This window comes from Segatella copri (genome assembly GCF_019249655.2).
In the GTDB taxonomy this organism is placed as follows: Bacteria; Bacteroidota; Bacteroidia; order Bacteroidales; family Bacteroidaceae; genus Prevotella.
The window spans coordinates 2,483,012-2,498,286 of sequence record NZ_CP137557.1 but is presented as its reverse complement, the minus strand read 5'-3'; the positions used below and the strand labels follow the sequence as shown (position 1 = coordinate 2,498,286).

General features: G+C 46.9%; 11 protein-coding genes. All 11 read right to left on the bottom strand.

Features of this window, described 5'->3' with window-relative positions; all coding sequences use genetic code 11:
* Positions 1 to 159: 159 nt before the first annotated feature.
* The gene (locus tag KUA49_RS10145; protein ID WP_256624719.1) at positions 160 to 1,731 is read right to left on the bottom strand and encodes an alpha-N-arabinofuranosidase; all 1,572 of its coding nucleotides are present in this window, start codon (positions 1,729 to 1,731) and stop codon (positions 160 to 162) included.
* Between the two features lie 110 nt (positions 1,732 to 1,841).
* On the bottom strand, positions 1,842 to 3,434 hold the full coding sequence (locus tag KUA49_RS10140) for a xylulokinase (protein ID WP_218411418.1): 1,593 nt from the start codon (positions 3,432 to 3,434) through the stop codon (positions 1,842 to 1,844).
* A gap of 87 nt (positions 3,435 to 3,521) precedes the next feature.
* Entirely contained in the window at positions 3,522 to 5,063 is a 1,542-nt protein-coding gene (gene araA / locus KUA49_RS10135) for an L-arabinose isomerase (protein WP_218411419.1), read from the bottom strand.
* 72 nt (positions 5,064 to 5,135) lie between these two features.
* Positions 5,136 to 5,834: an L-ribulose-5-phosphate 4-epimerase gene (locus KUA49_RS10130; RefSeq protein ID WP_218411420.1), complete on the bottom strand. Its 699-nt coding sequence runs from the start codon at positions 5,832 to 5,834 to the stop codon at positions 5,136 to 5,138.
* A gap of 26 nt (positions 5,835 to 5,860) precedes the next feature.
* Positions 5,861 to 6,541, bottom strand: a complete 681-nt coding sequence (locus KUA49_RS10125; protein ID WP_218411421.1) for an NUDIX hydrolase — start codon at positions 6,539 to 6,541, stop codon at positions 5,861 to 5,863.
* A gap of 261 nt (positions 6,542 to 6,802) precedes the next feature.
* The gene (locus KUA49_RS10120; protein WP_203038487.1) at positions 6,803 to 8,527 is read right to left on the bottom strand and encodes a sodium:solute symporter; all 1,725 of its coding nucleotides are present in this window, start codon (positions 8,525 to 8,527) and stop codon (positions 6,803 to 6,805) included.
* 63 nt (positions 8,528 to 8,590) lie between these two features.
* Complete coding sequence (locus KUA49_RS10115) at positions 8,591 to 9,778, bottom strand: aldose epimerase family protein (protein WP_218411422.1); 1,188 nt, start codon at positions 9,776 to 9,778, stop codon at positions 8,591 to 8,593.
* A gap of 259 nt (positions 9,779 to 10,037) precedes the next feature.
* Complete coding sequence (gene galK / locus KUA49_RS10110; protein ID WP_218411423.1) at positions 10,038 to 11,198, bottom strand: galactokinase; 1,161 nt, start codon at positions 11,196 to 11,198, stop codon at positions 10,038 to 10,040.
* 103 nt (positions 11,199 to 11,301) lie between these two features.
* Positions 11,302 to 12,648, bottom strand: coding sequence for an MFS transporter (locus KUA49_RS10105; protein WP_218411424.1), 1,347 nt, complete (start codon positions 12,646 to 12,648; stop codon positions 11,302 to 11,304).
* A gap of 167 nt (positions 12,649 to 12,815) precedes the next feature.
* Positions 12,816 to 13,901, bottom strand: a complete 1,086-nt coding sequence (locus KUA49_RS10100) for an aldose epimerase family protein (protein WP_256624720.1) — start codon at positions 13,899 to 13,901, stop codon at positions 12,816 to 12,818.
* 121 nt (positions 13,902 to 14,022) lie between these two features.
* The gene (locus KUA49_RS10095) at positions 14,023 to 15,270 is read right to left on the bottom strand and encodes a bifunctional folylpolyglutamate synthase/dihydrofolate synthase (RefSeq protein WP_218411425.1); all 1,248 of its coding nucleotides are present in this window, start codon (positions 15,268 to 15,270) and stop codon (positions 14,023 to 14,025) included.
* Positions 15,271 to 15,275 lie beyond the last annotated feature (5 nt).

Here is a 15,275-nt window from a genome sequence, read left to right as displayed (position 1 = left end):
TTATTATTGTTATAGATTTTCTACTGATTTTCTACTGATTTCTGCTGAAACATTCCTGCCATCTCATTCCTTGGTGCAATGGATTTACGGAACTGTTTATCCATCAGCCCCTTAACAAAGAATGGGCTGATGAATTGATTGAATTACCCTACAAATATACTACTTTATTTTCAAAACTACGATAGATTTTGCAGGAATTTTCACTTTCAAGGTGTTTTTCTTCAATTTCGCATCCTTGAAGGTAGCTGGCTTCACTACCTCAGAGTGCTCGAAATCGTTGAAATCGCTCACCTTCTTGCAGGTAAGAATCTGGCCTGCCACTGCCTTTGGAGCCTTCAGACCATCGAGGTTGAACTCTACCTCCTGTGCCTTGTCGAGACTTACATTGGCGAGTGATACAACCACGGTGCCATCTGCCTTCTTGGCTGCTGAAGTTGAAACCAGAGGAATCTTTCTGCCGTCTTTTGCGTGCTGGTCGCCACGTACATCAATCGAGTCGCACTTCACGTCCATAGGAAGATAAGTGGCTCCCTGGAAATCCTTATACATATTGAATACGTGGTAGGTTGGGGTCAATACCATGTGACCAGTGCCCTTTGTATCTGTGAGAATCATAGATTGGAGCACGTTGACCACCTGTGCGATGTTGGCCATCTTCACGCGGTCGGCGTGGCGATGGAACACATTCAGCGAGAGGGCGGCAACGAAGGCATCGCGCATACAGTTTTGCTGATAAAGGTGGCCCTTGATTGTACCTGGTTCCTCATCCCACCAGGTTCCCCATTCGTCTACGAGCAGACCAATCTGCTTCTTTGGGTCTGCCTTATCCATGATGGCTTCATGCTTCTTGATGACATCCTCAATGCCGAGGCATTTTCCCATGGTCCAGTAGTAGTCGTCGTTGCTGAACTTGGTGGCAGAACCCTTGCTGCCGTCCCAGCCGGTTACTGTATAATAATGTAAGGAGATTCCGTTGGCACGATGACCTACACGGTCCATCAATACCTTGGTCCAGTTGTAATCGTAGTCACTGGCTCCCGATGCAATCTTGTAAAGCTCGTTGCCATCGTAGTTACGGCAATATACAGAGTAGCGGCGATAGAGATCAGAATAGTACTCTGGACGCATGTTTCCACCACATCCCCAACTCTCGTTACCCACACCGAGGTATTTCACCTTCCAGGCCTTATCGCGACCATTCTGTCGGCGGAGCTTAGCCATAGGAGTATCGCCGTCGCTGGTCATATACTCTACCCATTTAGCCAACTCCTCTACTGTGCCTGAACCCACGTTACCGCTGATGTAAGGCTCGCAGCCCAGCATCTCGCAGAGATTCAGAAATTCATGAGTACCGAAGGAGTTGTCCTCGATGGTGCCACCCCAGTTGTTGTTCTGCATCTTAGGGCGCTTCTCGCGCGGACCGATACCATCCATCCAGTGATATTCATCAGCGAAGCATCCTCCTGGCCATCTTAATACAGGAACCTTGAGGTCCTTGAGGGCTTGGAGCACGTCGTTGCGATAACCCTGGGTATTAGGGATGTTGGAATCCGGACCCACCCAGAGACCACCATAGATGCAGCTTCCGAGGTGTTCGGCAAACTGACCATAGATTTCTCGATTAATCTTCTGCGTACCTTGGTTCGCATGGATTGTGCCTGTCACATCCTGAGCCTGTGCTGAGAAGGCTACAGTTGCAGATAAGAGAGCAGTAGCGAAAAGTCTGTTCATGTCTTATGTAAGTTTTTGTCTTTGTTTATAAAAGGGTTGAATTGATATATTTTATTTATAATACGTTTGTGAGGGAAAATTCCCCCACAAACATACTTATTTTTATTAGATTATTTTTTGTTTGCTACGGCTGCCTGTTCAATGGCCAAGCCTGCCTTATAAGTTTCGATGTACTTATCGAAACCTGCAACGTCTTCTGCTGTAGGTGCAATTTCTACACCAGTATTGCCTGCGAACACCTTTTTGTCGAGGTAATCAGCCAGGCTCAGTTTCTCAGCATTGTTTACGAGATAACCTGCGAGCAGGGCGATACCCCATGCACCACCTTCGCCTGCTGTCTCCATCACTGAGATAGGGGAGTTGATGGCTGCAGCGAGGATGCGCTGACCTACACCCTTGGTCTTGAACAAACCGCCATGACCTGTGATGCGATCTACCTGCACCTTCTCGTCCTTGAACAATACATCGTTACCAATCTTCAATACAGCTACTGAAGCGTAGAGGTTGGCACGCATGAAGTTGGCGAGGTTGAAGTGGTCGTTGGCTGAACGAACGAACATAGGGCGACCTTCAGCCAAACCTGTTACAGGCTCACCAGAAATATAGTTGTAAGCAATCAAGCCGCCGCAATCTGCATCGCCCTCAAGAGCGTGGTTGTAGAGCTTGCCGAATACCTCGTTCATATCTACTGGAACACCGAGCAACTCCTGATATTGCTTGAACAAACCTACCCATGCATTGAGGTCGGAAGTACAGTTGTTGCAGTGAACCATGGCTACAGGACTACCGTCTGGAGTTGTCACCATATCAATTACTTCGTAAGGTTTGCTCAAGGCTTTCTCCAATACAATCATAGAGAAAGAAGAAGTACCTGCACTTACGTTACCAGTGCGCTGACGAACAGCGTTGGTAGCTACCATACCTGTACCTGCATCACCCTCTGGAGGACAGAGAGGTGTACCAGCCTGGAGTGTGCCTGATGGGTCGAGTTTCTTGGCACCTTCCTCGGTCAATACGCCAGCATCTTCGCCTGCGTTCAATACCTCAGGGAGAATGTCGAGAATCTTCCAGCCCAAGTTCTTAGGCTCGATGAGCTTATCGAACTTAGCTACCATCTCTGCATCGTAGTTGTTGGTGTTGGAATCGATAGGGAGCATACCAGATGCATCGCCTACGCCCAAAACCTTCTTGCCTGTGAGCTGCCAGTGGATGTAACCGGCGAGAGTGGTGAGGAAGTCAATCTTGTTGATGTGCTCCTCACCGTTCAGGATAGCCTGATAAACGTGAGAGATGCTCCAACGCAATGGGATGTTGAAGTGGAAGAGCTCTGAAAGCTCGGCTGCAGCCTGGGCTGTGTTGGTGTTACGCCAGGTGCGGAAAGGAACGAGAATGTTCTCATCCTTGCCGAAAGCCATGTAACCGTGCATCATCGCAGAGATACCGATGGCAGCCAACTGCTTGATTTCGCAGTCGTACTCAGCCTTCACGTTCTTGCGCAGGTCGGCGTAGCAATCCTGCAGTCCTTTCCAAATGGTGTCGATGCTGTAGGTCCACAAACCATCAACCAGCTGGTTTTCCCACTCAAAGCTACCCTGTGCGATAGGGTTGTTGTCGGTGTCAATCAAGACAGCCTTGATTCGGGTAGAACCAAACTCGATACCGAGAATGGCCTTACCTGATTCTATAATAGTTTTTGCGCTCATTTCTTTTAAATGTTTAATGTAAAGAACAAAGGGTAAAGTGTTGAATTTCAACTCTCTTTTCCTTTTGTTCTTCACTCTTTACTTTAATTATCGCAATGCCTTGTTGAGCATGTAATAAATCTCGTTGTTGCGGAGCTGCTGCTTGAAGCTGCTGATAGTTGTGTTCTTGTCGATGTTAACGAACTCAATACCCAGAATCTCGCAGAAGTCCTCCCAGTACTCAGCAGTGATATCGTAAGAGAATGCACTGTGGTGTGTACCACCAGCGAGGATCCAAGCACCTGCACCAATCTCGAATGTTGGCTGTGGAACCCAGAGAGCTGAAGCTACAGGGAGCTTAGGCATTGCCTTTGGCTCGATGCACTCTACCTCACTTGCGATGAGACGGAAGCGGTTGCCGAGGTCAACTACTGTTGCCTTTACACCCTTACCGGTCTTAGATGTGAATACGAGACGAGCTGTCTGCTGCTTGCGGATACCGATGCCGAGGAAGTGAACCTCGAGTTTTGGCTTGTCTGTTGCAATCAATGGGCAAACCTCGAGCATGTGGCTCTGGAGGCTAGACGTGCGGTCCTCAGCGAAGTTGAGTGTGTAGTCCTCGAGGAATGAGCAACCCTTCTCCAAGCCCTGGTTCATTACCCAGAGTGTGCGATAGAGGCAAGCTGTCTTCCAGTCACCCTCTGCACCGAAACCGTAACCCTCTGCCATCAGGCGCTGTGAAGCCAAACCAGGAATCTGGTCGAAACCGCAGAAGTTTGGATCGTCGATGTCTGCATCACCGAGGTCATCGAAGTTTGTTGTGAATGCTACTGCGTTCTCATCCTTCAATACGCGACGGAGAGCAATCTCAGCCTTAGCTGCGTTCTTTACCTTCTCCCAATATACTTCCTCGCCAGACTCATCGATCTTGATGGTGTATTCCTTCTTGTACTCCTCAACGAGTGCATCTGCCTCAGCATCAGTTACCTTCTTGAAGTACTCCATGAGTGAAGATACTGGGTAGTAATCTACGTGGTAACCCATGCGCTGCTCAAACTCTACGCGGTCGCCATCTGTTACGGCTACGTTGTTCATGTTCATACCGAACATCAGGCAGCGTACGTTGTGAGCATCAGCTACACCGGCAGCTACGCGAGCCCAAGTAGCAATCTGCTTCTGAGCCTCTTCGCTATTCCAGTAGCCTACAACTACCTTTCTAGGGATGCGCATACGAGTGCAGATATGGCCGAACTCGATGTCGCCGTGAGCAGACTGGTTGAGGTTCATGAAGTCCATGTCGATAGAATCCCAAGGGAGTTCTGCGTTATACTGTGTATGGAAGTGGAGGAGAGGCTTCTCGAGTGCCTGCAAGCCCTTGATCCACATCTTAGCTGGTGAGAAAGTGTGCATCCATGTGATGATACCCACGCACTTAGCGTCGTTGTTGGCAGCCTTCATCACAGCCTCTACCTCTGCAGAAGAGTTTGCTGTGCCCTTGTAAACCACCTTGATTGGGATGATGCCACTGTTGTTCAGACCATCTACCATATCCTTAGAGTGACCATCTACTATCTTAACTGTCTCGCCTCCGTAAAGAAGCTGTGCACCAGTTACAAACCATACTTCTAAATTCTCAAATGCCTTAATCATGATTGTTTGTTGTTTTTTAAATGTTGTTATTGTTAATGTTATTTCAAAAATTGCTTAATGCTATTTTAAATATTACTTCTTCTTCTGTCCGTAGTAAGCGTTAGGACCGTGCTTGCGGTTGAAGTGCTTCTCTACGAGCAGTGGGTTCATGGTGGTGTTTGGATTCACGCTGAAAGAGATGAACGCCATCTTAGCCACCTGCTCAGCTACCACTGCGTGGTAAACAGCCTGGTCGGCATCCTTACCCCATGTGAAAGGACCGTGGTTCTTGACCAATACGCCTGGTGTATGAACCGGGTTGATGTTGTCCTTCTTGAAGCGATCAACGATTACCACACCTGTATTGTATTCATACTCAGCCATCATATCCTCTGTCATTGCATCAGTGCAAGGGATGCAATCGTGGAAATAATCTGCATGAGTTGTACCGATGTTAGGGATGTCCATACCTGCCTGAGCCCATGCTGTGGCATAAGTAGAGTGAGTATGAACCACACCGCCCAGCTCAGGGAATGCACGGTAGAGCACCAGGTGGGTTGGAGTATCTGAAGATGGATTCAAGTCGCCTTCAACCACCTTGCCGGTTTCCAAGTCAACTACCACCATGTCGCTAGCCTTCATGGTGTCATAGTCAACGCCTGATGGCTTGATGACAACAAGACCTTTTTCGCGGTCGATGCCACTCACGTTTCCCCATGTAAAGAGCACGAGGTTGTGCTTTACGAGGTCAAGATTTGCCTTGAACACTTTTTCTTTTAATTCTTCTAACATAATATATATAGTTTGAGTTGAATATTCTATTTCAAGTTGAACGATGGGTCTTCCTCATAGGCCTTTTTGTTGAAGCGATAGAGGGCGGCACCTCGTTTCGAATTGACTTTGTCAATCAGTTCTGTCTTCTCGATGAAGTCGATTTCCTTCACGCGTTTGCGGAAGTTGCGCTTATCAATATCTTCTCCAAGTACAGCCTCGAACACGTGCTGAAGCTGTGTCAGCGTGAAGAGGTCGGGGAGGAGTTTGAAACTCAGCGGTTCATGATTGATGCGACGGCGAATCTGACAGATGGCATCGTGAATCATGGTTCTGTGGTCGGAATAGAGTTCTGGAAGTTCGTTCAGACTTACCCATTCCAATCCATGTTCGATGCGGAGACTATCATCGTAGTCTACTACATTGATGAGGGCACAGTAGGCGATTGAGATAACTCGTTCTCCCGGGTCACGGTCAATGCGGCCAAATGCTCCCACCTGTCTGATATAGAGGTTTCGCATTCCTGTAAGTTCGTAGATAACTCGGTTGGCTGCATCTTCGAGGTTTTCCTTTGCGCCAACGAAGCCACCATAGAGTGACCATTCGCCACGTCCTGGATCCATCTTTCGTTTGCCTATCAGTACCTGAAGGCTACTGCCGTTGAATCCGAAGATGATACAATCCACGGATACCAAAACCTTGGAGTATTCGTTATAAAACTGTGTCATGGTTGTGTTGATTTGAATGTTAAGATTCTAAGAATTGATTTATTGTTTATAATACTGTTTCCTTAGGTTGCTCCCTTTCGGAAGCTTTGCATCTTGTTGGAAGAAAGCTGGGAGCCAGAAGCAGAAGAAAGGATGGTTGGATATAGGCAAATCCACATGTTGATTACATGATTCAATATATGCAGATTGCATTATATTTGTAGATTACACTAAAGGAAAATCCTAACTCCTAACTTCTAACTCCAAACTTTGTTTTATGTTTTACCAGAAGTATGCGTAGAATGCAGCGCAGAGACCGATTACTACGAGTGTACCAATGATATCGAAAGCACCCCAGCTCTCACGGATAGACTTCTTGAAGTCTGATGTGAAGGTGATTGCCTCTACCTGCTCCTTGCTTGGAGCTGGTGTGAAGCAGCTCACTACTACCATGAAGATAATGAGGAAGACGAGCAACCAGCACTCGAATACGAGCCAGTTGGTCTGCCAGAACCATGCGGTGTAATCCCAGAAAGCACCATCCATTGTTGCCTTACCTGTATCTGTGATGACGTTGGTAACGAGGCGGAGCATACCGATGAGGAAACCAGTAATCATGGTGTATTCACCTGCCTTTGGAGTAATCTTCTTGAAGAAGATACCCATTGCGAATACGGCTACCATGGCTGGAGCCAGAAGTGACTGGATTCCCTGGAGATAGTTATATAATGTATCCATCTTCATCATGATTGGCAACCATGCGAAACCGAGGATAACAACTACCACTGTAGCTATACGGCCTACGAGTACGTAGTGAGCCTCAGACATACCTTTCTTCAATGGCTTGTAGAAGTCCTCGGTGAAGAGGGTAGCACAGCTGTTGAAGAATGCTGCCAATGAAGCAACGAGTGCGCAGATGAAACCGATGGTTACGATTCCCTTGATACCAGCAGGAAGTACGGTCTTTACCATGATGGCGAAGGCAGCGTCAGTCTCGTTCATCTGAATTGCGCCCTTCTGAGCCAAGGCTGCTGCAATCATACCTGGAATGAGGAACATGAAGCAAGGGAGAACCTTGAAGAAACCGGCTGCAATAGTACCGCGGCGAGCACGCTTCATTACCTCTACGTTGCTCTCGCCAGGAACCTGACCGAGTACACGCTGAACGATGTGTTGGTCAGTACACCAGTACCAGAAACCGATGATGGTTGCACCAATGAATACTACGAAACCAGGATACTCCTGATACATAGAGTCACCTGCCTCCCAGTGGAACATGTGGGTTGTACCATAGCCGTTGTTCAACTTGCCGCAGTAGTCCATCATATCAGCCCAACCTGCAGAGATGCTGCCACCACCGAGGGTAGAGAGACCGAGGAAGAGCACGAGGAATGAACCGATGACGAGGATAGGTGTCTGGATGGTTGACAAGGTCATTACACCCTTCATACCGCCGAATACGGTGAAGATGGTGGTGAGGATGATCAAACCGATGGCACCTACCCAGAAGTTCAAGCCCCAGAGATACTCGAAGAAAATTCCACCTGTAAGAGCAGTAACGCTCACCTTGGTGAGGATGTAAGCTACGAGTGTGATGATAGAGAGCCATGAACCTGTGCGCTGAGTGTAGCGGAACTTCAGGAAGTCTGGCATGGTGATGATCTTACCCATCTTGTTAATGAGCAACTGATAGAATGGTACGAACAACCAACCGAGGATGAGGATCATCCAACCCTGCATCTCCCAGTGAGCCATACCTACACCGCTCTTGGCGCCAGTACCAGCAAGACCCACGAGGTGCTCTGAACCGATGTTGGCTGCGAAGATAGCCATACCGATTACATACCATGGCTCGCCCTTACCGAAGAGGTAAGCAGAAGAGTCTTCGCCCTTCTGAGCCTTTCTGTCTTTCACGATCGCATGCCAGACAGCCCAGATTACACCGATTACACCAATGGCGAGCACTGTCCAATCAAGCCATACGAATTCTGTTGAATTCCAATTCATAATTACTATAAGATTGTTTTTTATTTATTATTTGTTTATTCTTTCTTTTATTGGATGCCTTCCTTACTTCTTAACGCTAAACTTGTAAGCGAGGTGAGAGTAATACTTCTCTCCAGGCTTCAAAGTTGCATCTGTCCAGCCCTTTACGCCCTGGGCAATCTTGGTTGGAGAATCAGGATACTTCTGGCTCTCGAAGCATACGCTTACGTGCTTTGGATACTTGATGCCATGCTTGCAGGCAATGCCTGTGCCCTGGAAGTTACCAGTGTAAACCTGAATACCTGGCTCGTTGGTGAATACCTCGAGCAGGATGCCGCTCTTTGGAGAATAGAGGCTAGCGCATACTGTCTTGTCATCGCCCTTGCCATCCTTATATGTATTCAGACACCAGTTGTGGTCGTAACCAGTAGCGTTCTTGATCTGGTCGAAGCTGTAATCCACCTTCTTGCCAATCTCTGTAGGAGTGCGGAAATCCATTGGAGTTCCCTCTACGCTCTTGATTTCACCTGTTGGAATGTACAGGCTATCAGCTGGTGTGAACTTATCTGCATTGATGTACATCACCTGGTCGAAACCTTCCTTAGAAGGATCGCCATTAAGATTGAAGTAGCTATGGTTGGTCATGTTGACAACAGTTTCCTTATCTGTTGTTGCACCAAATTCGATATCGAGTGTATTATCACTCTTCACTGTATATTTAGCAGTAGCTGTCACATTACCAGGGAAACCATTCTCGCCATCCTTTGCCTGGATAGTGAAGGTTACAGAAGAATCATTCTTCTCTGTAATATCATAAACCTGATTCAACCAACCGGTAGCACCACCGCCATGGAGGCAGTTGCCATTATCGTTTGGCTTCAGATTGTAAGTCTTGCCAGCAATAGTCAACTTTGAATCCTTGATACGGTTGGCGTAACGACCTACTGAAGATCCGTAATCAGATGGAGAGTTGAGCGTATCTGCATACTGATGGATGTTATCATAACCCAATACTACATCTGTAGGTTTGCCATCCTTGTCAGGAACTGATATGGAAACTACACGGCCACCATAGTTGGTGAGGCACACTTCCATGCCACTGGCATTCTTGAGGGTTACTAACTCAGTCTTCTTGCCCAAAACAGTAGAATCGAAGTCTGCTGGATTCAAGCCTGACTGTGTAAGACTAGCATTGCTGCTTGAAGAACAAGCTGAGAGGGTAGCGATTGCCGCGAAACCAACTCCCATAAAGAGGTTCTTTGCGTTACTCATTTTTAGGTTGTTTTATATCGTTTATTAATTTTGGGTGTAAAATTACAATTTTATTTCGAATTAGCAAGCGTTTTCCCTAACTTTTTTCATTCTAAAGTGTGATTTTAACACTATTTGCATATAATTACCCTATTTCGGGCGTATTTACCTCAATTTTCCATGTTTTTTTCGGAATTCTTTTGGGTTAAAAAAAGGACATAAAAAAACTGCAGTCGGCAAATGTCAACTGCAGTTCCTTTATATATATTAATAATGAATATTAGCAAACCTTGTGAGAACCCTCAGAGATAACCACTGGGTAAATCTCAGGAGCGTGACCATACTTAGCTGTGAACTTAGCGGTAACATCCTCAACAAACTTGTCGTAGATGTCGTCCTTTACCAAGTTGATGGTGCAGCCACCGAAGCCACCACCCATGATACGGCTACCAGTAACACCGTTCTCCTTGGCAACATCGTTCAAGAAGTCGAGTTCCTCGCAGCTTACCTCATATTCCTTGCTCAAACCATGGTGAGTCTCGTACATCTTCTGACCTACTGTCTCGTAGTCGCCCTTCACAAGGGCATCGCAGACTGCCAATACGCGGTCCTTCTCGCCCAATACGAAGTGAGCGCGGCTGTAATCCTCTTCGCCAACCTCAGTGCGAACTTCCTCCAGCTGCTCCCATGTGCAATCGCGGAGAGTCTCGAACTTAGCCTCTGGGTGCTTGGCAGCAATGTGCTTAACCACATTCTCGCATGAGTTACGACGGTCGTTGTATGGAGAACCTGCCAACTCGTGCTTAACCTTAGAGTTTACCAAGCAAAGCTTGTAACCCTGTGGGTCGAATGGGAAGTACTCAAACTCACGGCTGTTGCAGTCGAGACGCATCAGCTTGCCTTCCTTACCGAATACAGAAGCAAACTGGTCCATAATACCGCAGTTTACACCTACGTACTTGTGCTCAGTAGCCTGACCAGCGAGAACGAGATCCCACTTAGAAACTTTGTTGTCACCGAAGAGGTCGTTCAGAGCGAAAGCGAAGCAGCTTTCAAGAGCAGCAGAAGAAGACATACCTGCACCGAGAGGCACATCACCATAGAATGCTGCATTGAAACCTTTAACGTCAACGCCCAAAGCCTTCATTTCCTGGCAGATACCATAGATGTAGCGTGCCCATGAAGCGCGAGGACCCTCTGGGTCATTTACCTTGAACTCAACGCGGTCCTTCAAGTCGATAGAGTAGAGCATAACTGTATCTGTTCCGTTAGGACGAATCTCAGCCATAATGCCCTTGTCAACTGCACCTGGGAATACGAATCCACCATTATAGTCAGTGTGCTCGCCAATCAGGTTAATACGACCTGGTGACATATAGATGTTACCTGTTTTACCATCAAAGTGCTTGATAAAGCGGCTTCTTACTTTTTCAATATCCATAATTGCTGTAGTTTAAAAAGTTATTATTAAAGTTTTGATTATCATTTTGTTATCCCAGAGTAGTAAAAGCTTTACTTTACTCTGGGATAAGTTGTTCCAAAGATTACTCTACTGGGATGTCCTTGTTTACGTTCTTGCAACCTGCGAGTGCGTAGAAGAGAATGTAGGCAATCATGGCGATGATTACCCAGTAAGATGCGATAGGACCAGCAGCCTTAGCAACTGCATCCTGAATAAGAGGCATTACACCACCACCAACTACCATCATCATGAAGATACCTGATGCCTGAGCAGTGTATTTGCCAAGACCCTCAACAGCGAGGTTGAAGATTCCACCCCACATGATAGAAGTACACAAACCGCAGACTGCGATGAGCACACACTTGGTAGGGATGGTAAATGCAACAACGCCAGTACCATGGTCGTCGAGCTTGAGGAGATTAGCAATCTCCGAGTCACCTGCCAAGGCAAAGTTCAGAGTGTTGGTCTCTGGCAAGAAGATAGCTGTGAGCAACAGGAGAATTGCTACAGAAGAAACCACTGTCATCTGAGTCTTGGTAGAAATGGCACCGCTGATGAATGAGCTGAGGAATCGGCCGCACATCATGAGTAACCAGTAAACTGCAGCGAAAGCACCACCTACAGAAGCAGCACCTGTAAAGTCCATGCTACTGATGTAGAAGATGAGCTGAGCAGGAATACCAATCTCAACACCTACATAGAAGAAGATACCGATGACACCGAGTACGCAGTGGCGGAAAGACCAAGGGCTGTGGTCGTACTGAACATTCTCCTTCTTGATGTTTGGCTCAGGAATAGCAACGAACCAGATGATGAAGAAAGCTGCGATGAACACAGCCATACCGATGAAGAGGAGAGGAGCAACGTCGCTCATACTTGTGTTGGCTGTAACTGTACCTACGAGCACACCTGCCAACAATGGAGTAAGAGTACCGCTCAAAGAGTTCAATGTACCACCAATCTGAATGAGCTGGTTACCACGGTTACCACCGCCACCAAGCAAGTTCAACATTGGGTTTACCACTGTGTTAAGCATACATACGCAGAAACCGCAGATGAAAGCACCCAACAGATAGATAATCAAGTTGAGGCAAACTGCGCCTGAACTGAGTGTGAAGACAGGAATGTCGTCACCGAAGATGCTTGATAAGTACTGGATCATCAAACCGATTGTACCGACAGCAAGTGCGATCAATGCAGTTTTCTTGTAACCCTTGTTTTCAATCATCTTGCCGGCAGGAATACCCATGAAGAGGTAAGCGGCAAAGTTCATGAAGTTACCCATCATGGCTGCCCAAGAGTACTTAAAGCCCCAGATGTTGCCAAAAGGTGCTCCCATGTTAGTTACAAACGAAATCATTGCAAAGATAAAACACATCGTAATGATTGCAATGATGCGACCGTTGTTGTTTCCAATTTTTTGTTCCATTGTTTAATTTTGATAGTTGATATTTTATTGTTATGTTTAATATTTTGCGTTTTATTGCCGGTTTACCCGTGTTTTGTTTACTCAAGTCTGTTTTACCGCAAAAAGGAGCAACTGCCTCTGCATGAATTATTTAGAGGCAGCAACTCCTAATATTGTATGAAAGATTTTTATTTCTCTACGCCAAACTTATAGATTGTTTTCTGGGTGTATGTCTCACCTGGATTCAATCGGCAACTTGGGAAGTAAGGATGGTTAGGTGTATCTGGGAACTTCTGTGCCTCGAAGCATACTGCGCTGCGGCGTGGGAAGGTTGCACCATGCTGACCCTTGATGCCTGCCAGGAAGTTACCTGTGTACATCTGCAGACCTGGCTCTGTGGTGTAAACCTCCATGGTACGACAGCTAACTGGATCTTTGATGCGAGCAGCAAAGCTCATCTCGCCTTCTTCCTTCTTATTCAATACATAGTTGTGGTCGTAACCCGAACCATTCTTAATCTGCTCGTTGTCCGCGTTGATGTCCTGACCGATTGGCTTTGGAGTGCGGAAATCGAATGGTGTACCCTCTACCTTCAGGATTTCACCTGTTGGGATAGACTCCTCATCTATAGGCAGATAGTAGTCTGCGTTAACCTGACAGATGATGTTGTCGATGGTTGGAGTTGGGTTAGCAATTCCCTGGATAGAGAAGAATGCGTGGTGGGTCAGGTTGCAGATGGTCATCTTGTTGGTTGTAGCCTGATACTTGATGACGAATTCGTTGTCGTCAGTTAAGGTGTAAGCTACCCAAACTGTAAGCTCTCCAGAGAATCCTTCCTCGCCGTATGGGCTGGTGTACTTCAATACTACGGCATTGTCGCTCATGCGAGTTGCATCCCAAACGTGTGCGTGGAATCCAGTAGGACCTCCATGCAAGTGGTTCTTGCCATCGTTGCATGCCAACTGATATTCCTTGCCATGAAGGGTAAACTTACCCTCCTTGATGCGGTTACCGTAACGACCGATGAGGACGCTCAAGAAAGGTTCAGGCGAGTTGATGACATCCTGGATGTTGTCGTGACCCTGAATGAGGTTGGCGTAGTTGCCGTCCTTGTCAGGCATCATAATTGCAACAACAGCACCACCGTAGTTAGTCACAGCAATCTCGTTGCCCTGCTTGTTTCTCAACACGAAGAGATCAGTCTTCTTTCCGTTCACTGTGGTCTGAAAATCTTCTCTTTTCAAACCACACTTGTTAACTGGTTCTGTATTCATAATATGTCATTGTTTAGTTACTCTACTTTATGTACTAAAGTAATTTACTGCAAAGTAACTAAAAAAAAATGAATGTGACAAATCTTTTAGCAATTATTTGATTTAAAAAAACTAAAAATTTTCAGGAGAGCAAATCTGCCACTACGTAACTTGAACCGCCAACGAAGATGAAATCGTTATTTCTCGCATTTTCTTTTGCTGCTTTATATGCTTCTTTTACAGAATGATATGCATTTCCGTGCAAGTCATACTCCAATGCGAAATCTCTCAGTTTCGCCACAGGGATGGCTCTTTTGGTAGAAGGCTGCGTCCAGTAGTATTTTACCCCGTTTTTGAGCTGTTGACTCAAAAGTTGCAAAACGTGTGTCACATCCTTGTCGTCAACCATGCCGAAGACGATGTGCTTGGTCTCTGCCTTCACACTCTTGATTTGTGGAGCCAGATAGTTCCAGCCAGCCAGATTATGCCCCGTATCGCAGATGGTGAGAGGTGCATCATTGAGCTTCTCCCATCTGCCGCGGAGTCCGGTCAGTTCACAAACCTTGGCGAAGCCTTTTCTGATGGCAGCGTTGCCGATAGTAGTGTTCTGTCGGAGGATGTTGAGTGCTGCAAGGATGGTTTTCCTGTTGCATTCCTGGTAGGAACCCTTCAGTTCCATCTCTACATGGCTTTCCATCTCTGTATCCTGCGCAGAGAAATCCTGCGCAAAGAGGATAGGAGCCTGCATCTCCTTCGCCTTCTCTTCGAACACAGGACGGGTTTCTTCCAGGTATTCGCCGATAACCACTGGCACGTGTGGCTTGATGATACCTGCTTTCTCGCCGGCAATCTCTGCCAGCGTGTTGCCCAGAAACTGGGTGTGGTCGAAACTGATGTTGGTGATGATGGAAAGCATTGGGGTGATGATGTTGGTGCAGTCGAGTCTGCCGCCCAGTCCTACCTCGATTACGGCGTAATCTACCCCCTGCTCGGCAAAGTACTTCAGTGCCATGGCAGTGGTCAGTTCGAAGAAGGATGGATGGAGGGGTTCGAAGAAGCTTCGGTTCTGCTCTACGAAGTCAATGACATACTGCTCCGGAACGCATTCGCCGTTAACTCGGATGCGCTCTCTGAAATCTACGAGATGAGGGGAGGTGTAGAGACCTACCTTGTATCCCTGACTCTGCAGGATGGCGGCGATGGTATGAGAGCAGGAACCCTTGCCATTGGTTCCGGCAATATGGATGGTCTTGTATTGGCGATGGGGATGTGCGAAGTGTTCGTCCAGGGCATGGGTGGTTTGAAGGCCTGGCTTGTATGCTTTGGCTCCAATCTTTTCGAACACTGGGGTGCTGTTAAAAAGGTATTCTGTTGTCTCTTGATAATTCATGAGCT